Source organism: Phytohabitans aurantiacus (genome assembly GCF_027923225.1).
GTDB lineage: Bacteria > Actinomycetota > Actinomycetes > Mycobacteriales > Micromonosporaceae > Phytohabitans > Phytohabitans aurantiacus.
Genome location: NZ_BSDI01000004.1, coordinates 298,693 through 318,913, shown reverse-complemented (window position 1 = coordinate 318,913; position 20,221 = coordinate 298,693). Strand labels below are relative to the sequence as shown.

The window sequence follows — 20,221 nt, the reverse complement described above, 5'->3', positions numbered from 1 at the left end:
CGCTCCCAGCCGAGTGAGATTGCGGTGTGGGATTACCCAAGGACGACGCCAGCACCCTGGACTGGCTCCTGTTCCACCAATCCGGCGTAATCACAACACGGCAGGCGCTGGCCGAACTGGGGCGCGCCCGCGTACGTCACCTGCTCGCGACCGGCCGATGGCGGCGCGTGTGCCGCGGTGTGTTGATATCCGGGGCCGGGCCGGTCACCCGGGAACAGCAGTGGTGGGTGGCGGTGCTCGCCGCGGGTGAGGGGGCCCTCCTCGCGGGTCTAGCGGCGGCCTGGGCGGGCGGTTTGCGGGGCAAGTGGCGGTATGACCCGGTGGACGTGCTGGTCCCATACGGTCGACGCGGCGCAGTGGATGCGCTTCGACGCCGACGCGCAATCGGTGCTCGCTGCCGCGTACCAGCAACGCCGCGTCACGCCGGCGGAGCTTCGCGAAGCCCTGGACGCGATGTGCAATGTGCGCCGCCGCAGCTTGATGGCGGCGACCATATCTGATCTTGAGGGCGGCGCTGAAGCGCTGTCGGAGATCGACCTCGTGAGGTTGTGTCGGCGCTATGGGCTTCCGATACCGGATCTCCAAGAACGCCGCACGGACGCCAGCGGTCGGATCCGCTACCTCGACGCGTATTGGCGTGAGCGGCGAGTCCACGTCGAGGTGGACGGCGCCCATCACATGGACGTGCGGCATTGGGCGGCGGATATGCGCCGGCAGAACGACGTGTGGATTGCGGGTGACCGTATTCTGCGGTTTGCCGCTTTCGAGGTGCGCAACCGCCCCGATGTTGTCGCGGCGCAGATCCGCGCCGCACTTGAAGTGGCCGAGCTGTGAACGTTTTGGGCTGCCATAGCCACCCGAAACGTTCACAGCGTCGAGGGTGTGACGTTTTTGGGGGCGGTGGCGCTGTAGGAGGAGGGCTACGTCGTGGAGGTCGCGCCTGATGGATGTGCTGGAGGCGGACCTCCATGCCGCGCGTGACCTGAACGCGCTCGTCGTCGCCGCCCAGCGCGGCGACGAGTCGGCGTTCCAGACCGTGTACCGGACACTGCAGCCCGTACTGCTGCGATACCTGCGCGTGCTGGTGAACGACGACGCCGAGGACGTCGCCTCCGAAGCGTGGTTGCAGATCGCGCGCGACCTCGGCCGGTTCCGCGGTGACTGGGACAAGTTTCGGGGTTGGGCGGTCACGATCGCGCGGCACCGTGCGATGGACCACCTTCGCAGTGCGCGCCGGCGCCCCTCGGTGGCCGCGCCGGCCGAGCATTTCGCCGAGCTGACCAGCGACCACGACACCGCGGCAGAGGCGCTCGATTCGGTGGCCACCGGTGACGCTGTCGCGCTCATCGCCCAACTGCCGCGCGACCAAGCGGAGGCGGTGCTGCTGCGGGCGGTACTGGGGCTCGACGCGCAAGCCGCCGGCCGCGTACTGGGCAAGCGATCGGGCGCCGTGCGCACCGCCACGTACCGAGGTTTGAAGCGCCTGGCTGAGCTGCTCGGACCCGATGTGACAGAAAACGAACCGCCGACGCTGAAGGAGGTGACATGAGCACGAACCGAGGAAACCGGATTGACCGCGCGAGCGCCGAACGGCTGCTCCGCGGTGGTGGGGACGCGCGAGAAACCGGCCATCGCCGGCTCGCCGACCTGCTGGCGGCAGCGGCCGCGCCGCATTCCGGTGGACCGGTGATCGGGGAGGCGGCCGCGATGGCCGCGTTCCGGGCGGCTCAGGTCGACCCTGACTCCCAAGCGCAGAGGCAATCGATGTTCAAGACAGCACTGGCAAAGATCGTCACCGTGAAGGTCGCCGCGGTGTGCGCCGCGGTTCTGGGCGTGGGCGGCGTCGCCGTCGCGGCCACGTCCACGAGTGGCTCGGGCCCGCTCGGGTTCGCCGGCTTCGGCGGCCCTCGTACGGAAAGCCCGCGCCCGACCACCAAGCCGACCGGTACGCCGTCGCCGCGTCCCGATCACGCCGCTCGTCCCGAGGGTCTGGTCAGGCTGTGCCACGAGTACATCGGGCGGGACCGCGACCACCGCAAGGCCGCGCTCGACGACAAGCGGTTCAACGAACTCGCCGACCGCGCGGGTGGGAAGGACCGCGACAGGGCGGACAGGTTCTGCGACGACCTGCTCCGCAGGTGGCCCAGCGCTTCTCCGAAGGACCGGCCGAGCGGTACGCCCAGCGGCACCCCGTCGCCGCGCTCCACCGACCGTCCGGATGGGGATCGGCCGGGCGGCCAGGATGATGGTCCGACCGGCGACCGCGACCCCCGGCCGGAGAGCACGACATCGGCCCGTCCGGACGGCCCGCGCTAGAGGGTCCCGCGAGCAGCGGCGCCTGAGGCGAGCGACCCCCAGCGCTCCCTCGGGCGCCGCCTTGTATACCGCCCTATGTGCCTGTTGACAAGGCATGCAATCATCCTGGGTACCGCTGGATGAAGAACGGGGGGCGGCGCGAGGCGATGGGCGGCTTTGTCGAGGCGACGCTCGAGTTTCCGACCGTCCTTTTCAGCATCCTCCTCCTGATCGTCATCGTGTACTGGGTGCTGGTTCTCGCCGGCACAACCGATATCGAAGACGCCGACGGCTTCGGTGACTTCCTCGGGGGTTTGGGCCTCGGCGGCGCGCCCGTCGCCGTGGTCGGGTCCGTACTGATCGCGCTCGCCTGGTTCGCCAGCCTTGTCGGCGGCGTCCTTTTCAGCGGCTTGGCGCTCGCCGCCGTGACACTCGTGATCGCTCTCGCCCTCGCGTGGCTGTGCACCCGCCTGTTGATGGTGCCGCTGCGCAAAATCTTCCGTGCCGGCCCGGAGGCGTCTCGCAACGACTTCGTCGGCGCGCTCTGCGTGATCCGTACCGGTCGGGTCAGCGCCAGCTTCGGTCAGGCGGAAGTGACCGCCGCCGACGGCTCCTCAGCCATCGTGCAGGTCCGGCAGGCGGGCGAAGACCCGTTGCGCTCGGGCAGCCAGGCCCTCATCTACGACTACGACGTCGACGGCGAATTCTTCTGGGTCACGCCGGTCGCCCCTCACAGTTAGAAGGAACAACTGATGGATGTCATCACCACCGGGTTCGGCGTGCTCATCGCCGTCCTGCTGCTCGTCTTCATCGGCCTTCTCTTCATGGTGGGCCGGCTCTTCCGGAAGGTGGAGCAGGGCAAGGCCCTGATCGTCTCGAAGGTGCGGAAGGTCGACGTCACGTTCACCGGCGCGGTCGTCATGCCCGTGCTACACAAGGCCGAGATCATGGATATCTCGGTCAAGACGATCGAGATCGAGCGCACCGGTAACGAAGGCCTCATCTGCCGCGACAACATCCGCGCGGACATCCGCATCTCATTCTTCGTACGGGTCAACAAGACGACCGAAGACGTCATCAAGGTGGCGCAGGCCATCGGCACGGCCCGGGCCAGCGACCAGGACACGTTGCAGGAGCTCTTCAACGCGAAGTTCTCCGAGGCGCTGAAGACGGTGGGCAAGCAGCTCGACTTCGTCGACCTGTACACCAAGCGCGACGAGTTCCGCGACCAGATCATCGCGGTGATCGGCACCGACCTCAACGGGTACAGCCTGGAGGACGCGGCGATCGACTTCCTGGAGCAGACGCCGATGTCCAAACTGGACCCGGCCAACATCCTTGACGCGCAAGGCATCCGAAAGATCACCGAGCTGACCGCGATCGAGCACGTCAAGACGAACGAGTTCCAGAAGAAGGAACAGAAGGAGATCACCCGCCAGAACGTCGACGCGCGCCAGACGATCCTGGAGCTGGAGCGGCAGCAGGCCGAGGCGGAGATCAAGCAACGGCGCGAGATCGAGACGCTGCGGGCGCGCGAAGAGGCCGAGATCTCCATGGCCCACGCGCAGGAGCGGCAGCGGGCCGAGGGCGCGAGCCTGCGCACCGAGGAGCAGCTGGGCATCCAGCAGGAGAACAAGGCGCGCGAGATCGCGGTCGCCGCGAAGAACCGCGAGCGGGTCATCGCGATCGAGACCGAGAAGATCGAGAAGGACCGCATGCTCGAGGTCATCTCTCGGCAGCGCGAGACCGAGCTCACCACGATCTCCAAGGACAAGGAGGTCGAGGCCGAGAAGCGGGCGATCGCCGAGGTGATCCGTGAGCGCATCGCGGTAGAGAAGACGGTTGCCGAGCAGGAGGAGATCATCAAGCGCCTCCGGGTCGTCGAGGAGGCCGAGCGGGCCCGCCAGGCGACCGTGATCCACGCCGAGGCCGAGGCGCAGGAGGCTCTGGTCAAGGACATCAAGGCCGCCGAGGCCGCCGAGGCGGCCGCGAAGCACAAGGCCCGCGAGTCGCTGGTGCTGGCCGAGGCCCGGCAGCAGGCCGCCGAGCTGGAAACCCGCGCGAAGATCCGGCTTGCCGAAGGCGTGCAGGCCGAGGCGGCCGCCGAGGGCCTCGCCCAGGTGCAGGTGCGCGAGCGGGACGCCGTGGCCATCGAGAAGCTGGGCCGCGCGCAGGCGGCCGTCGAGCGCGAGAAGGCGCTGGCAGCGGCCGAGGGTGCCGAGAAGGTCGGTCTGGTCGAGGCGTCGGTGGAGCGGCAGAAGGCGCTCGCGGCCGCTGAGGGCAAGGAGAAGGTCGGCCTGGCCGAAGCCCTGGTCGAGCGGGAGAAGGCCCTCGCGGTGGCCGCGGGTGCGGAGAAGATGGGCATGGCCGAGGCCGCCGTCGAGCGGGAGAAGGCGCTCGCGATGGCCGACGCGGTACGCGAGAAGCTGAAGGGCGAGGCCGAGGGTCTCACCGAGAAGGCCGCCGCGATGGCCGCACTCGACGAGGCGAGCCGCGAGCACGAGGAGTACCGGCTGCGGCTGGAGGCGGAGAAGGAGATCCGTCTCGCCAGTATCGACGTGCAGCGGCAGGTGGCCGAGGCACAGGCGACCGTTGTCGGCAAGGGCCTGGAGCGGGCGAACATCGACATCGTCGGTGGCGAAACGGTGTTCTTCGACCGGCTGATGAGCTCGATCTCGGCGGGCAAGAGCGTCGACGGCTTCGTGCAGCACTCCGATGTGGCGCAGGGCCTGGCCCGGCCGTACCTGGACGGCTCGGCCAACTTCACGCAGGATCTGGCCAAGGTGCTCGGCTCGCTCAGCACCGCCGACGTGCAGAACCTCACGCTGTCGGCGTTCCTGGCCCAGCAGATCAAGGGCGGCGGCGCCGACGCCGACAAGCTGAAGGAACTGCTCAACACGGCCAAGCGCCTCGGCCTCGCCGACGCGCCGATCGCTGAGCTCAACTCGAAGTGACTGTCACGCAGGAGGCGGCGCGCGCCGATCTGGACGCCGGCACCTACGAGGTGCTGCGCGGCCGGCTCGGCGAGCGCGCCGCCGAGCTGGCCCGGCGGGCGGAGGCGCTCAACGCCGAGCGCCTCAAGGTCTTCGGCAACGCCGAGCTTCGCCTGATCGGCACCGAGCGCATCCGCACCGAAAACAACTGTGTACCGCGCGACATCGTGTCGATCGGTGGACTGATGCTTTTCGGCTACAACGTCTTCATTGGACTGAAGCCGGAGACCACGGTCGACGACGTGTTCTCGCTGCACGCGTTCAGCCGTGACGGCGAGGCGTTCAGGTTCGACGAGCCCGGCGACGGTGCCTTCCTGCGCGACCCGCAGTTCCTGCGGGACTTCGGCGAGCTGTACCGGTACTACCGGGAGACCCGGCTCATGCAGCTGCGCCGGCTGGAGGGGCGGCTGCTGGCCATCTTCCAGACCGGTCCGCAGCCCGAAGACATCCGGGTGCTGCGGTGGCGGATCGATCCTGACGGCTCGATGTCCTACATGGACAGTCGAGGCGACCGCGACCACGTCTTCCCGCCGTCGCACGACTTCGAGTGGGTGGAGACCACCCGCGAGCAGCACGTGACCGGCCGGCACCCGCACATCTCCATCGACGGCGACGTCTTCGTGGAGACCGTGGGTGGCACGCTGACCGTCAAGGTGGAAAACAACACCGAGACCGGCGAGGGCATCTACAGCGAGCCGGTCGAAGAGCCGTTGCAGAGCCTCGCCGACGCCGACATCCACTATGCCCGGGTGGGGTCGCTGATCCTGCTGCGCATCCGGCCGTACAAGGAGACCACTTGGCGGTACCTGGTGTTCAACACCAGGACCAAGGGCGTCGTGCGGCTCGACGGCATCGGGCAGGCGTGCCAGCGGCTGCCCGAAGACCACGGGCTCATCTTCCCGGGCGGGTACTACCTGGCGACCGGGGTCAGTCGCACCTTCGACACCGACGTGACGAGCCTGGAGTTCGAGCGGGTCATCCGCTCCACCAACGGCGAAGACGTCCTGTACGTCTTCCACGCCCGCGCCGAGGGCCGCTCGCTCCTGTTGCCGTACAACGTGATCCGCAAAGAGGTCGCGAACCCGGTACCGTGCCACGGCTACTCCATCTTCGACGACGGCACGCTGGTGGTCTTCCGGGCCACCTCGGACGAGCCGACCCGGGTGCACCCGATGCAGGTGTGGCAGACGCCGTACCTGTCAGACACCTACGCGGCGAAGCAGCCGGTGGGCACCGGCCCGCTGGAGCGGGTGGGCAACGCCGACCTGGTACGCGGGATCTCGGACTGCCTCTCGGTGGCCCGGATGGTCGACGAGATGAGCCCGTCCACGGGCGTGTTCGAAGGGCTGATCTCCGCCTGCGCCCGCATCTTCGACCACTACCACTGGTTGGGTGAGCGCGAGCTGGGCGACCTGCGCGCGCCGCTCGCCGAGGTGCGCGCGACCGCCGAGCAGGTGCTCGACGAGTTCGAAAAGGTGCAGGCGCTCACCGATCAGGCCGCCGCGGCGCTGGAGGAGGCCACCGGCCAGATCACGGCGCTGGTACGCCGGGCCCGCGGCGAGACGCCGTTGAGCGCCGACGCGTGGGTGGGGCAGCTCGCCGAGTTGCGCGCCGCGCAGGGGCGCCTGGTCACACTCCGCGAACTGCGCTATGTGGACGGTGCGCGGATCGACGAGCAAGACAGGGTGCTGAAGGAGGAGCTGGCCTCCGCGGCGGAGCGCGCGGTGCGGTTCCTCCAGCAGGAAGACGCGTTCGGCGGCTACCACGCCGACATCGAGCGGCTGGTCACCGACGCGGAGGCCATCGCGACCGTGGCGGAGGCCGAGCCCGTCGCCACGCGGCTGTCCACACAGTCCGACGGCCTGCAGGTGCTCACCGAGGTGGTCGGCACGCTCGACATCGCCGACGCGACCGTGCGCACCGGGATCCTGGAGCGGATCGGCGAGGTGCTCGCCGGCATCAACCGGGCACGGGCCACACTGGACGGTCGGCGCAAGGCGCTGCTCGCCACCGAGGGGCGGGCCGAGTTCGCGGCCGAGTTCGCGCTTCTCGGTCAGGCGGTCACCGGCGCGCTCGCTGTTGCGGATACGCCGGAGCGGTGCGACGAGCAGCTCGGCCGGCTGCTGCTGCAGCTGGAAAACCTGGAGTCGCGGTTCAGCGAGTTCGACGACTTCCTGACCGAGCTCTCGGCGAAGCGCACCGACGTGTACGAGGCGTTCTCGTCGCGCAAGCAGGCGCTGCTCGACGAGCGGGCACGCCGTTCGGACCGGCTTGTCGACTCGGCCGAACGCATCCTCACGAGCGTCGCCCGCCGGGTCGCCACGCTCAAGTCGATCGACGAGGTCAACACGTACTTCGCCTCCGACCCCATGATCACAAAGCTGCGCAGCGTGGCCGGTGACCTGCGCGAGCTGGGCGATCAGGTGCGCGGTGAGGAGCTGGAGGGTCGCATCAAGGCGGCCCGCCAGGAGGCCGGCCGGAGCCTGCGTGACCGGCTCGACCTGTACCAGGACGGCGGCGAGACCATCCAGCTCGGCCGGCACCGCTTCGCCGTCAACACCCAGGCGATCGACCTCACGCTCGTGCCGCACGCCGGCGAGATGGCGTTCGCCGTCACCGGCACCGACTACCGGTCCCCGGTCGAGGATGAGGGATTCGCGGCCACCCGGCCGTTCTGGGAGCAGCTGCTGGTCTCCGAGACTCCGCAGATGTACCGGGCGGAGTACCTGGCGGCGTCGATCCTGATCGAAGCCTCCTCTTTGGACGCGCTGCACGAGGCGGCCGTCACCGAGACTGGCCTGCGCGACTCGGTACGCCGGGTCGCCGAGTCCCGGTACGACGAGGGGTACGAGCGCGGCGTGCACGACCACGACGCCGCCGCGATCCTCGCCGCGCTGCTTCGCCTGCACGCGGGCGCCGGCCTGCTCCGGTACCCGCCGGACGCACGAGCCGCCGCGCAGCTCTTCTGGGCGTACGGCACGAGCGACGAGGCGCGAGCCGCGTGGTCGACGCGAGCCACCTCGCTCGCCCGTGCCCGCAAGGCGTTCGGCCGGGTCGACGCGATCGGTGAACTGTGCGGTGAGCTGTCCAAGGCGATCCACGAGTTCCTGCCCGACGAGCCAGACGCGGGCCTCGCGGGGGAGTACCTCTTCGAGGAGCTGTCGACCGCGCCGTTCGGCTTCGTCACCAGCGCCGGCGCCCGCACTCTGCTCGACCGGTTCCACCGGGCGCTCGGTAGCCCGTCGGACGGCGAGTTCGAGCGGGACCTGCGCGCGCTCGGCGACGATCTCGCGGCCCGGCGGCAGCTCGTCACGGCGTGGCTGCGCTCCTTCGTGGACAGTGCCGCCGACCTGACCGACCACGAGCTTGCCGAGGCGGTCGCCGTTGAGCTGTGCGACAGGGACGTGCCCCGGTACGACTCGTCGGCCGAGCTGATGGCCACTGTGGAGGGTCTGCTCGGCACGCACACCCGCGTGGTGGACCGCCGCATCGAGCTGCGCCTCGACGAGGTGCTGTCCCGCACCCGGCGGTACCGCGCCGAACGGGTGCCCGCCTTCCGGGCGTACCAGCGGCAGCGCAACGAGCTGGTCGCCGGCGAGCGCACCCGGCTGCGGCTGGAGGAGCACCAGCCGAAGGTGATGAGTGCTTTCGTGCGCAACAGGCTGCTCGACGAGGTGTACCTGCCACTGATCGGCACCAACCTGGCCCGCCAGCTCGGTGCCGTCGGGGACGCCAAGCGCACCGACCAGATGGGCCTGCTGCTGCTCATCTCCCCGCCCGGTTACGGCAAGACCACACTGATGGAGTACGTGGCGAGCCGGCTGGGCCTCATGTTCGTCAAGGTGAACGGGCCGTCGCTCGGCCACAACGTGACCTCGGTCGACCCGGCGGAGGCGCCCAACGCGACCGCCCGGCAAGAGGTCGAGAAGATCACGTTCGCCCTGGAGACGGGCAACAACGTGCTGCTCTACCTCGACGACATCCAGCACACCTCGCCGGAGCTGCTGCAGAAGTTCATCTCGCTCTGTGACGCCCAGCGCCGGATGGAGGGCGTGTGGCGGGGGCGCACGCGCACGTACGACCTGCGTGGCAAGCGGTTCGCGGTGTGCATGGCGGGTAACCCGTACACGGAGTCGGGGCAGCGCTTCCGGGTGCCGGACATGCTCGCCAACCGGGCCGACGTGTGGAATCTCGGTGACGTGCTGTCGGGCAAGGAAGACGTCTTCGCCCTGAGCTACATCGAGAACTCGCTCACCTCGAACACCGTCCTGTCGCCACTGTCCACTCGCGACCGTGGTGATGTGGAGCTGTTGGTGCGGCTCGCGAAGGGCGACGAGTCGGTGCGCCCGGACCAGCTCAGCCACCCGTACTCGGCGGTGGAGCTGGACCAGATCCTCTCGGTACTGCGCAAGCTGCTGCGGGTTCAGCGCGTCGTACTGGCCAACAACCAGGCGTACATCGCCTCGGCGGCACAAGCCGACGCTTCCCGTGTCGAGCCACCGTTCCAGCTCCAGGGCTCGTACCGGAACATGAACAAGCTCGCCGAGCGGATCGTGCCGGTCATGAACGACGACGAGCTCGAAGCCGTCATCGACGACCACTACGTGGGCGAGGCGCAGACGCTCACCACCGGCGCCGAGGCCAACCTGCTGAAGCTCGCCGAGCTGCGGGGCCGGATGACACCGGAGCAGGAGCAGCGGTGGGCCGAGGTGAAGGCGGCGTACCTGAAGCAGCGGGCCCTGGGCGGTGCGGAAGACGACCCGCTGACCCGCGCGGTCGGCGCGATGGGCCTGCTGGCCGACCGCGTGGCCGGCGTCGAAACCGCCATCACCAGGGCGGCGGGGCGTCAGGAGAGGGAGTAGAGGAGGCCCTCGCAGGTTCGCACCACTACCTCGGCGGCTCGGCGCTGGTCGGCATCGAACAGCGGATCCTCGCTGTGCTCCTGCCAGCGGCCGAGCGCCGCTGAGCTGAGCCGCCACAGCTCGGACGCGGTGGCGCGCTGGTCGACGCCGAGCCGTGCGGCGAGCCCGGTGCCGTTCTCGCCGATCAGCCGCCGGGCCTCGCCGGTCAGCTCCTTTTCGAACGCGACCCGCTGGCCTTGCAACGACGCCAGCAGCCGCAGCTCGCGGAAGTCGTGCGCGCCGGCCAGTACCCGCTCCAGCTCGGCGAGCAGCGCGTCGGAGCCCGGACGGGGCTCGGCCAGTACCACGGATTCGAGGGCGGCGAGCGCTGACCGGGCCCGTAGCGCGTCGCGCCGGTCGATGAAGCACCGGCTGACCGCCTCGCGCAGTTCGGCGAGCCCGCTGCGGCGTACCAGCTCGGCGGCGAGCTTGGCTCGGGTATCGGTGCCGGTGCGGATCAGCGTCGTCGCCAGCCGTACCCCGAAGATGCCTAGCCGGTCGAGCAGCGCGCGGCGGACCTCGACGCTGACCGGCGCGGGGAATTCCGCGACCGTGAACCGGTCTGTCGACAGTAGATGGTTCTCCACCTCGGTGCGGGGCGCGCCGGCGAGCGCGGCGAGCGCCGCGAAGTCGGTATCGGTCAGCACCCGCCCGGCGAGCGCGACAAGGCCGCCCACCGCCACCACGCCGAGGCACAGCCCGCTGATCCGCGGGTCGCGCTGGTGCCGCCGGGCCACCTGGCGGGCCGCGAGCAGCGCGTCGATGCGCCCGCCGCCGGTCTCGTCCGCCCGGGAGAGGACCATCAGCGCGTTGACCGGCGCCGCCTTGGCGACCATGCCGTCCTGCAGCCACTCCAGGACGTGCAGGTCGGTGCCGCGGCCGTCCCTGGTCAGGTACAGCACGGCGTCGGCGTCTCGAAGGATCTTGTCGCAGGCGGACGGCACGGGTGGCGTGTCGATGACCGTCGCGTGCCGCAGGGCCCGGCTCGGCCAGGTGACCACGAGGTCGTTGACCGGCGCCGGATCCCACCGGCCGACGTCGACGCGCAGCCCTTGCGTCGACCGGGTCACCGGCAGCTCCGCGCCGGCCGGGTACGCCACCGCGTGCGGCTCGGTGCCGTCCTGGTACCAGGCGAAGACCGCCTGCCCGCCGGGGGCTTCGATCGGGGCGACCTCGTCACCGACGAGCGCGTTGACCAATGTGGACTTGCCGGACTGCCACGGCCCGGCGACCGCGATCCGGAGCGGCTCACCGAAGCGGTTCATGTGGTGCCGCAGCCGATCGGTCGCCGGCCGGCTGTCCCGGTACAGCTCCAGGGCGTCGTTCAGCAAGGTCCACACCGACTCGGAAAGCGGTGCGTCCCTCATGCGACGGGCTCCAGCACCGCGTGACCCTCCGGCCGTACCGTCAGCTCCCGCGCCTGCTCGTAGAGCGTCGCCAGGCGGCGCATCTGCTGCTGCAGCTCCATCTGCCGTTTGTTGCGTTCGGCGGCGTCGGCGTCGGCGGCCTGCTTGGCGTTGCGCAGTGAATGCACGATCGCGTCGTGCAACTGCTCGGTCACCGAGGTGTAGTGGTCGCGCAGGATGCGCTGTACCCAGCGCGCCGTGTCCTTGCACTCCTTGTTGAGCCTCAGAAAGAAGTCGTCGATGTGCCGCTGCGAAGCGGTCTTGGCGAGCGCCTGGCGGCGCCGCAGCAGCGACTTGCCCTCGTCGCGGATGGTCTTGCCGCCGAAGAGCGCGCCCGCGCCGAGCGAGATGGGGTTGATGAGCGGCATTCCGGCCAGCGTCGTGGCGAGACCGAACATGAGCAGCCCGCCGTAGGAGCCGCGCAACCCCGTGAACACCTTCTGCACCGCGCTGAACCGCTCGATGTTCGGCTGGTCGATCGTGCCGATGTGGCGGGTGAGGTCCGGCATGTTGACCCGCCACTCAGGGACGACGTCGGCCTCGTACCGCACGAAGTGGTCGGCCACCCGGCCGCTGATCCAGTCGCAGCGCTGGAGCAGCCACGCGAAGTTCGACTCGGCGACCTCGGTGAGGCTCGTCTCCAGCCACTGCTGGTAGTCCTCCCATGTGCGCAGCGGGTCGGCCGCGTCGAAGGCGTCGTCGACCTTGCGCATGATCTGCCGGGTCCGCTCGCGCAGGTCGTACTCGATGTCGGACATCAGGTCGGTCATCTCGTCGTTCAGCGTGTTCTGCCACCGGGTCGAGCAGCGCCGCAGCTCGTCGAGCGTGCGCTGCGCCTCGTAGAGCCTGGCCATCGGCTCCTCGGAGTCCTTAGCGGACAGTTCCGCGCGCAGGGGCGCGGCGAGCTGCTCGATGACGGTGGCGGTGAGTACGCCGACAGCGCTGGGCGCGAGCACGTCGTTCTTGGCGGTCAGGTACTGCTTCAGCCGTGCCACCAGATCGGGAAAGCCTGACTCGGCGTTGATGGCCTTGTCGTTGGTGCGCGCCGCGGCCAGTCGCAGCGTCGCGGAGACCGGCACCAGGGGAGCCGCGATGCCCGCGCTGGCGAGGTGTTGACGGTTGCGCTCCGCCACCAGCCGCCAGTGCGGCGCGATGTCTGTCTTGGTCAGCGCGACGACGACCTGGGGATGTGACCGCACGACGTGGAGCAGCAGGTTGACCTCGGTTACCGAGAGTTCGCGAGTGGCGTCTGTGACCATGATCACAACGTCGGCGCGAGCGGGTGCGGCGACGGAGTTGCCGGCCGCGCGAAGGTCGTCGCCGTCGGCCCCGGGCGTGTCGATGAGGACCAGACCGTCGGCGAGCAGCCCGCGCGGCACCCCGATCTCCGCGTACGTCGTGTCGCGGCCAGAGCCCTCGACCACCGTCGAGATGGGCTCCTCAGCGTGCCGGACCACCGTGGGGATCGCGGTTGTCAGGCCGTCTCCGACGGGGCAGACGGGCGCGTTGATGAGTGCGTTGACCAGTTGGCTCTTGCCCTGCTTCGGCTCGCCGACCACGAGCACCCGGAGCTTCGGGTCGACCAGTTGGGCCCGCTTCTGCTTGACCCACTGGATCAGATCGGTGCGGCCGTGCGCAGCGCACACTCGGGCCGTCTCGTCGAGGACGGTGAGCCACGTCGGTGCGTTCGCCACCGGACCAAGTGTGCGGATTTCCCCTCATTTATCAAGAGGGGCGGGAGAGGCCGGACCCGATTCGGCCTCCCCCGCTTCTTTCCCCTCAGAAGAGAGCAGCTCAGAGGAGGGCGGCTCAGAAGAGAATGTCGGTGGCGCCGAGCAGACCCGTGTCGGCGTGGGCGCTCGCGTCGGCCGAGCCGTGCACGCTGGCGTCGCCGCTGAGCAGCCCGCCAACGCCGACGCCGTCGAGCGCGCCGGTCACGGTGCCGGTGGCGCCGCTCACCAGCGAGGAGGAGTCGCCGGTGACGGAGGAGACGTCCGGCACGTCGACCGGGAGACCCAGCCCGTCGACCAGGCCGGTGGCGTGGTCGAGCGTGCCGGTGACGGTGCCGAGGGTGGCGTCGGTGGTGCCGAGTACGCCGTCGACCGGCGAGCCGCTCAGCAGGCCGTCGGCGGTGCCGAGCGTCGTGTCGACGGTGCCGGTGGCATCAGCGGTGACAGGGCTGACGACGTCGGCGTCCAGGGTGTCGGCCACGTCGTGCACACCCGACAGGTCGACGGCCGCGCCGGAGGTGTTCGCCGTCAGGCCCAGGCCCGGCAGGACGCTGGTGGTGACCGCGTCGAGCCCGGTCGAGTCGACCGCGATCGCGCCGATCGCGGCGACGTTGGCGTCCGCGCTGGTCGACTGCACGCCCGCGGTGAGCTGGCTGGTCACGGCCTGGAGCTGGCCGATCACGTTCGCGGGGTCACTGTCGATGGCGCCGATGCCCAGATCCTGCACCGGTGCGAGCGACGTGATGCCCTGCACGGGGGCGTAGTCGACCACCAGCGGCACCACGTCCTGCACGTCAGCGGCCGTGATGTCGCCCAGGCCAGCGTCGTTCAGCACACCCTCGGGGTCGAGTTCGAAGGCGGAACGCGCCTCCGCGTTGGTGAGCAGGTTCAGCACGAAGTCGTGCAGCGTTTGAGACGAATCCATGGGCAGAACGCTATGGGCCGGGGGACCTGCCGGGCATCGGGGACGGCGCCGGGTCGTCCCGGGCCCCCGTTAGGGCATCCCCGTACTCGACCGTTAGGGGATTAGGGGATCTGTTGGGGCAAAATTGGTGGTCCAGTGGCACGGACATCTCTGGTACGAACGTCAGGGACCGTTCGGGAGGAGATTGCGTATGCCGTACGTGCTGGGGATCGACATCGGTGGCACGAGCACGACCGCCGCTGTCTCCCGCCTGCACGCGAACGGCTGGGGGGAGCCCGAAGTCGTGCGGCTGGGGGATCGGGGCAACGCCGTGCCATCCGCGCTGCATATGGGGGGTGACGGCACCCTCACCGTGGGAGAGCCGGCCCGCCCCGACGCCACCCGGCTCGCCCGGGGCTTCAGCCGGCGCATCGGTGACGACGTTCCGCTCCTGGTCGGCAACGAACCGTGCACCCCGCAGGCACTGACCGCCGTGCTCGCGATGTGGGTGGTCGAACGGGTGCTGGCCAGCGAGGGCGAGGTCGCCGAGCAGGTCGTGATCAGCCACCCGGCGGGCTGGGGCAAGTACCGGCGCGAGCTGCTGCACCGCGCCCTCTGGGAGATCGGGCTCGCCAACGTCACGCTGCTGCCCGAGCCGGTGCTGGCCGCGGAGCGGCACGCGGCACGCGGCGTACTGGGCGGCACGCTCTGCGTGTACTCCCTCGGCGGCAACGGATACGAGGCGTCCGTGGTGGGCTGGGCCGATCCGGTCGGCTTCCGGTTGCTCGGCAGCACGGCGCCCGTCGACCGGTTCGGCGGCGACGACATCGACGACGCGCTCGCGGCCCTGGTACGGGGCAAGCTGGGCCGGGAGCTGCGCGAGCTCGACGGCCCGCAGGTCCGGCTGGCGCTCTACGGGCTGCGGCGCGAGTGCACGCGAGCCAAGGAGCGGCTCAGCGTCGAGCCGGAGACGGACGTTCCGGTGCACCTGCCGCGCGGTCATCTGCGGGTGCCGGTGACGCGTTCCGAACTGGAAGGCGCGATCCGGCCGGCGGTGCGGCACACCGTCGACACGCTCGTGCGCACGATCCACGCCGCCGGGGTCGACGCCGGACAGGTCGACGCGGTCGTGCTGGCGGGCGGTGCCGTGCGGATGCCGCTGGTCGCGGAGCTGATCGCCACGGAGCTGCCGGTGCCGGTGGTGGTCGACGCCGACCCGCAATCCACCGCCGCCGCTGGTGCCGCGCTCGCCGCCGCGCAGATCCTGGCGCCGCCCGTGACGGAATACCAAGATCCAGTGTGGACCGCGGAGCCGCCGGCGCTCCGGATGTCGAACCCTGAGCCGTCCTCATACGTGAACGAGGGTGAGATGGGCGCGGCGCCCCCGCCCCGGCCGCCCCTTTCGATCACCCCGTTGAAGCTGCCGCGCATGCGCTCGGGCCAGCGCATCCGTGGCCTGGTCGGAGGCCGTCCGTGAGTGCCCGCATGACGACCGCGGCGCTATTCGTCGCGGACGAGCGGGCGCGCGCCCTGCTCGCCTCCGCGCACGACGGTCCACTCTGGCTCGCCATACAGTCGCCCGCCGGCTACGGCAAGAGCACGCTGCTGCGCGAGCTGGCCGAGGCGGTCCAGCGCGCCGGCAGCGACCGCGGCGTGCTCTTCGTCGACGACGCGCACCTGCTGCCCGAGGAGCGGCTGCGCGAGCTGGCCGAACACGTGGCCGGACAGCGCGGCGGGCTCGTGCTGGCGTACCGCCCGTGGCCCCGGCCACCGGCGCTCGGCGACCTGGTGACGCGGCTCCGGCCGTTCGTGCTCGCGCCGTTCAGCGAGCGGCAGACCGCGCAGTACCTCGGCTCAGGCGCCACCACCGCGCTCGCCCGGTACCTCCACACGCAGGCCGGCGGGGTGCCGCGCTTCGTCGAACGGCTCGCGGTCGCCGTGGAGCAGCCGGGCGGCGAGGTGCCGCCGGCCGCGCTGGTGCAGTTCCGCGCCGACCTCGATGGGCTCCCCGCCGAGGTACGCGGGCTGCTGCTCGCCTTCGCCACCGGGCTGGAGCTGCCCGCCGACCTGCTGGGCGCGCTGCTCGACACCGACCTGGTGAGGGTCGACGAGCTGCTGGAGGCGGCCCGAGCCACCGGTTTGCTCGGTGCGGACGGCCGGCCGGTACCCGTGGCTCGTCGCGCTGTCGCCCTGCTCAGCCCGGCGGCACAGCGCACCGCCGTGTGGCAGCGGCTCGCGGAGCTGCAGTTGGCGCGCGGCGGCACGGTACTGCCGCTGGCACGATCGGTCCTGGCCGCCGGCGTCGGCGGTGCTGGCCTGGCCGCGGCGTTCGAGGCCGCCGCTGACGAGGCGCTGGCCGACGAGCCGGCACTGGCCGCGGAGCTGTTCGCGCACGCGTCCGCCGCCGGGCGCCCGACGGCCGCGCGCCGCGCGCTGGCCGCGGCGCTCGCCGGGGATCTGGACGCCGGCCTGCGCATCGCCGACCAGCTCGTCGCCGTCGAGAGTTCGCCCGACCGAGCCGCCGGCGCAGCCGTCGCCGCGACCGCACTCGCGCACCGCGGCCAGCTCGGCCGCAGTGCGGAGCTGTACGGCTGGTCGGGCACGCCGTCATCCGCGGCCTTCGCGGCGGTTGGATTCCTTGGTACCGGCCAGCCGGGTCGCGCCTCGCAGGTGGCACCCGATGGCCCACCGACCCTGCTCGCCGGCGCCGCCGCGCTGATGGCGGCCGGTGTCCGGGAGTCGCTCACCGGCTCGGCGACCGGCGCACTGTCCACATTGGTGCAGGCGTCCGCGCTCCTCGAGCCGGCCGGACAGGCCGTACTGCTGCCCGACAGCCCCGCCGCGCTGGCCGCGCTCGTCGCACTCCACAGTGGCGAACTCGACATCGGCGAGTCGGTGCTCGACCGTGCCGTCGCCGTCGACATGGGCGCCACGCTGATGTCGCGCCGGCACCGGCTGCTGCAGGCATGGATCCTCATGGTGCGCGGCTGCACCACCGCTGCCGAGGAGCGGCTCGCCTCGCTCGGAGCGGCCCGGCTCGAACCGCGCGACCTGCTCTTCGCCGCGGCTCTAGAGGTGGGGATCGCGCGGCGCAACAGCGACCTGGCGGCGCTGCATCGGGGCTGGGGACGTGCCCGCGAGGCGGTCATGCGGCACCCTGTCGACCTGTTCACGCTGCTGCCGCTCGGCGAGCTGGCCGTGGCCGCGGCCCGCCTCGGCGAGCAGGCGCGGCTCGCCGCTCACGTGCACGACGCGTACGCGCTGCTGGAGCGGCTCGAAAACCCTCCACTCTGGACCGCGCCGATGCGGTGGAGCGGCCTGCACGCGGCGATCCTGGCCGAGGAGCCGGCCGCTGCTGATGATCATGTCGCGGCCCTCGTCGACGGTGCCGACCACTCCCGGTACGGGTCGGTGGTGGCCGCCGCGGCCCTGAGCTGGATCGAGGTGCTGCGCGGGATCGTCGACACGCCGAAGGTCGAAGCGGCCGCCCGTGGGTTGCACGGCGCTGGCCTGTGCTGGGACGCCGCCCGGCTCGCCGGCCAGGCCGCGATCCGCACATCTGACCGCAAGGCGATGACGACGCTGCTCGATTGTGCGAGGCTGTTCCAGGGGAGACCGCAGGGGACGCGCTCGTCGGCCGCGGAGCACATGCCGGACGCAACGGCGCAGCCGGTGCAGACCCGGCTCAGCGAGCGCGAGCAGGAGGTGGCTGAGCTGGTGCTGACCGGTCTGACATACAAGCAGATCGGCGACCGGCTCTTCATCTCGGCAAAGACGGTTGAGCACCATGTTGCCCGGATGCGCCAACGGCTGGGATGCACCAGCCGCAGCGACCTGCTGGCGCGGCTCCGGGCCATGACCGCTGACCGTCCCGGCGGTGAGCCATTGCGGCGTGCCCCCTGGCCACGGCGGCCGAGCGAATAGGCGATCACAAACCACGAGAGGGGACAAGGTGGCTCACCCCGCAGTCACGACCGGCGACCTCGCCATGCTCCTGGACGACGTCATCGACCGCGTCGCCCCGGCGGAGAACGCGGTTGCGATGTCTCCCGACGGGCTGCTCCTCGCCGCCTCGCGCGGCACGACCGACGCGGTGGCGAACCAGATCTCCACCGTGGTCGCGGGCCTTTACGCGCTGTCGGTGGCGGCGGGCCAGTTCTCCGAACACGGCAGCGTCCGGCAAGTGACTGTCGAGATGAGACGGAGCTTCCTGTTCGTGACGGCGGCGAAGGGCGGGGCGATCCTCGCGGTGATCTTCGGAGCCGGCTCAGACGTCGGTGTGATCGCCTACGAGATGGCGCTCTTCGCCGGGCGCGCCGACCGGCACCTGCCGGCGTTCACGAGGCTGGCGACCGTGACATGACACCGTTCCCTCCCGACGTCTGGTACGACGAGGCGGCTGGGCCCGTCGTGCGGCCGTACGCGATGACGCGCGGCCGGACCGAGCCGGTGCGTGGCAGCTTCGACCTGATCACGCTGGTGGTGGGGCGGGGCAGCGTCGTCCCCAGCAACGTGACGCCCGAGCAGGCCAGGATCCTGCGGATGTGCCAGCGTCCACTGTCGGTCGCCGAGATCGCCGCGTACCTCGACCTGCCGGCCGGCACGGTGCGGGTGCTGCTCGGCGACCTGCTGAACGCCAACCTGATCGAGACCCGCGAGCCGGTGATGGCATCGACCGGGCCTTCGGAGGAGCTTCTGGAGGCAGTCCTAGCCGGCCTCCGCTCCCTGTAGCGCGGCTTGCAGGATGTTCAGGGCGCGATACAGGGTGGGCTCGTCGATCACCAGGGGTGGAAGGAACCGGAGCACGTTGCCGTACGTGCCGCAGGTCAGCGTGAGCAGGCCGCCGCGGTGGCAGGCGGCCGAGATCGCGGCGGTGGCGGCCGGGTCCGGTGTCGACGAGCCGGGCACCACTATCTCGATGGCGAGCATGGCGCCGCGCCCGCGTACGTCGCCGATCAGCGGGTGCCGCCCGGCCAGGTCGTGCAGCCAGGGCAGCACCGTCGCGCCGACCCAGCGGGCCGCGGCGCACAGGTCCAGCTCGCGCATGGTTTCGATGCTGGCCAGCGCCGCCGCGCAGGCGATCGGGTTGCCGCCGTACGTGCCGCCGAGGCCACCCACGTGGACCGCGTCCATGAGGTCGGCACGCCCGGTCACCCCGGCGAGTGGCAGGCCACCGGCGATGCCCTTGGCGGTCGTGACCAGGTCGGGCACGACGCCCTCGTGCTCACTGGCGAACCACGTGCCGGTGCGGCAGAACCCGGTCTGGATCTCGTCGGCGATGAAGACCGCGCCGGTACCGCGCGCCCACGCGGCCACCGCCGGCAGGAAGCCGTCGGCGGGTACGACGAAGCCGCCCTCGCCCTGGATCGGCTCGACCAGCACGGCGGCCACGTTGTCGGCGCCGACCTGCTTCTCGATGAGGTCGATGGCGCGGGCGGCCGCTTCGGTGCCGGGCAGAGCATCGCGGAAGGGGTAGGAGGCCGGCACCCGGTACACCTCGGGGGCGAACGGGCCGAAGCGGTGCTTGTACGGCATGTTCTTGGCGGTCAGCGCCATCGTCAGGTTCGTGCGGCCGTGGTAGGCGTGGTCGAAAGCGATGATCGCGGGCCGGCCGGTGGCGTGGCGCGCGATCTTGACGGCGTTCTCCACGGCTTCGGCGCCGGAGTTGAACAGCGCCGAGCGCTTCTCGTGGTCGCCGGGCGTCAGCGCGTTGAGCATCTCGCACACGGCCACATAGGACTCGTAGGGCGCGACCATGAAGCAGGTGTGGGTGAAGCGCTCGACCTGCCGTTGGACGGCCTCGACGACCCGGGGCGCCGAGTTGCCGACCGACGTGACCGCGATGCCCGAGGCGAAGTCGATCCACTCTCGACCGTCCACGTCGGTCAGCATGGCGCCGCTCGCGTGGTCCACATAGGAGGAGACGACGCTGCCGATGCCGCGAGCCACGGCCGCCGCCCGCCGCTTGTGCAGCTCTTCCGACGATGCCACG

Annotated in this window: 14 protein-coding genes and 1 pseudogene; 11 read left to right on the top strand and 4 right to left on the bottom strand. The window is 70.7% G+C overall.

What is annotated here, in order from left to right; translation table 11 throughout:
* Positions 1-26: 26 nt before the first annotated feature.
* From QMG73_RS46305 to QMG73_RS06050, 7 genes and pseudogenes are all read left to right on the top strand, one after another.
* Positions 27-134 (top strand): annotated as a pseudogene (locus QMG73_RS46305) (DUF559 domain-containing protein); the annotation flags it as partial.
* Between the two features lie 178 nt (positions 135-312).
* Positions 313-834 carry an endonuclease domain-containing protein gene (locus QMG73_RS46225; protein WP_309299434.1) on the top strand — a complete coding sequence of 174 codons (522 nt, stop codon included), beginning with the start codon at positions 313-315 and terminating at the stop codon, positions 832-834.
* Positions 835-943: 109 nt separating this feature from the next.
* Positions 944-1,549, top strand: coding sequence for an RNA polymerase sigma factor (locus QMG73_RS06070; RefSeq protein ID WP_281892982.1), 606 nt, complete (start codon positions 944-946; stop codon positions 1,547-1,549).
* Positions 1,546-2,316 (top strand): hypothetical protein, encoded by a 771-nt coding sequence (locus tag QMG73_RS06065; RefSeq protein ID WP_281892981.1) that lies wholly within the window; start codon positions 1,546-1,548, stop codon positions 2,314-2,316. Before QMG73_RS06070 ends, QMG73_RS06065 begins: the two co-directional genes overlap by 4 nt.
* A gap of 119 nt (positions 2,317-2,435) precedes the next feature.
* Positions 2,436-3,035, top strand: coding sequence for a hypothetical protein (locus tag QMG73_RS06060; protein WP_281892980.1), 600 nt, complete (start codon positions 2,436-2,438; stop codon positions 3,033-3,035).
* Positions 3,036-3,047: 12 nt separating this feature from the next.
* Entirely contained in the window at positions 3,048-5,249 is a 2,202-nt protein-coding gene (locus QMG73_RS06055) for a flotillin family protein (RefSeq protein WP_281892979.1), read from the top strand.
* Complete coding sequence (locus QMG73_RS06050; protein WP_281892978.1) at positions 5,246-10,150, top strand: DNA repair ATPase; 4,905 nt, start codon at positions 5,246-5,248, stop codon at positions 10,148-10,150. The genes QMG73_RS06055 and QMG73_RS06050 overlap by 4 nt, the downstream gene beginning before the upstream one ends.
* Here QMG73_RS06050 and QMG73_RS06045 read toward each other — a convergent pair.
* From QMG73_RS06045 to QMG73_RS06035, 3 genes are all read right to left on the bottom strand, one after another.
* A complete protein-coding gene (locus tag QMG73_RS06045; protein WP_281892976.1) occupies positions 10,135-11,556 on the bottom strand; it encodes a P-loop NTPase family protein in 1,422 nt (473 codons plus the stop codon). The genes QMG73_RS06050 and QMG73_RS06045 overlap by 16 nt on opposite strands.
* Positions 11,553-13,289, bottom strand: coding sequence for a dynamin family protein (locus QMG73_RS06040; protein ID WP_281892974.1), 1,737 nt, complete (start codon positions 13,287-13,289; stop codon positions 11,553-11,555). The genes QMG73_RS06045 and QMG73_RS06040 overlap by 4 nt, the downstream gene beginning before the upstream one ends.
* Positions 13,290-13,404: 115 nt before the next feature.
* Positions 13,405-14,250, bottom strand: coding sequence for an IniB N-terminal domain-containing protein (locus tag QMG73_RS06035; RefSeq protein WP_281892972.1), 846 nt, complete (start codon positions 14,248-14,250; stop codon positions 13,405-13,407).
* 190 nt (positions 14,251-14,440) lie between these two features.
* On the opposite strand from QMG73_RS06035, the gene QMG73_RS06030 reads away from it, so the two are divergent.
* The 4 genes from QMG73_RS06030 to QMG73_RS06015 are packed head-to-tail and all read left to right on the top strand — an operon-like array spanning position 14,441 to position 18,960.
* Positions 14,441-15,706 (top strand): Hsp70 family protein, encoded by a 1,266-nt coding sequence (locus QMG73_RS06030; protein ID WP_281892970.1) that lies wholly within the window; start codon positions 14,441-14,443, stop codon positions 15,704-15,706.
* Complete coding sequence (locus QMG73_RS06025; protein WP_281892968.1) at positions 15,703-18,153, top strand: helix-turn-helix transcriptional regulator; 2,451 nt, start codon at positions 15,703-15,705, stop codon at positions 18,151-18,153. Before QMG73_RS06030 ends, QMG73_RS06025 begins: the two co-directional genes overlap by 4 nt.
* Before the next feature lie 28 nt (positions 18,154-18,181).
* Entirely contained in the window at positions 18,182-18,592 is a 411-nt protein-coding gene (locus tag QMG73_RS06020) for a roadblock/LC7 domain-containing protein (protein WP_281892966.1), read from the top strand.
* Positions 18,589-18,960 (top strand): DUF742 domain-containing protein, encoded by a 372-nt coding sequence (locus QMG73_RS06015; protein WP_281892965.1) that lies wholly within the window; start codon positions 18,589-18,591, stop codon positions 18,958-18,960. Before QMG73_RS06020 ends, QMG73_RS06015 begins: the two co-directional genes overlap by 4 nt.
* On the opposite strand, the gene gabT is transcribed toward QMG73_RS06015, so the two are convergent.
* Positions 18,937-20,220, bottom strand: coding sequence for a 4-aminobutyrate--2-oxoglutarate transaminase (gene gabT / locus QMG73_RS06010; RefSeq protein ID WP_281892964.1), 1,284 nt, complete (start codon positions 20,218-20,220; stop codon positions 18,937-18,939). The genes QMG73_RS06015 and gabT overlap by 24 nt on opposite strands.
* Position 20,221: the final 1 nt, after the last annotated feature.

Excerpts from the sequence above, each read along its gene's own strand:
- QMG73_RS46225 (WP_309299434.1), top strand. The coding sequence starts at position 313 with ATGACCCGGTGGACGTGCTGGTCCCATACGGTCGACGCGGCGCAGTGG.
- QMG73_RS06070 (WP_281892982.1), top strand. The coding sequence starts at position 944 with ATGGATGTGCTGGAGGCGGACCTCCATGCCGCGCGTGACCTGAACGCG.
- QMG73_RS06065 (WP_281892981.1), top strand. The coding sequence starts at position 1,546 with ATGAGCACGAACCGAGGAAACCGGATTGACCGCGCGAGCGCCGAACGG.
- QMG73_RS06060 (WP_281892980.1), top strand. The coding sequence starts at position 2,436 with ATGAAGAACGGGGGGCGGCGCGAGGCGATGGGCGGCTTTGTCGAGGCG.
- QMG73_RS06055 (WP_281892979.1), top strand. The coding sequence starts at position 3,048 with ATGGATGTCATCACCACCGGGTTCGGCGTGCTCATCGCCGTCCTGCTG.
- QMG73_RS06045 (WP_281892976.1), bottom strand. The coding sequence starts at position 11,556 with ATGAGGGACGCACCGCTTTCCGAGTCGGTGTGGACCTTGCTGAACGAC.
- QMG73_RS06035 (WP_281892972.1), bottom strand. The coding sequence starts at position 14,250 with ATGGATTCGTCTCAAACGCTGCACGACTTCGTGCTGAACCTGCTCACC.
- QMG73_RS06030 (WP_281892970.1), top strand. The coding sequence starts at position 14,441 with ATGCCGTACGTGCTGGGGATCGACATCGGTGGCACGAGCACGACCGCC.
- QMG73_RS06015 (WP_281892965.1), top strand. The coding sequence starts at position 18,589 with ATGACACCGTTCCCTCCCGACGTCTGGTACGACGAGGCGGCTGGGCCC.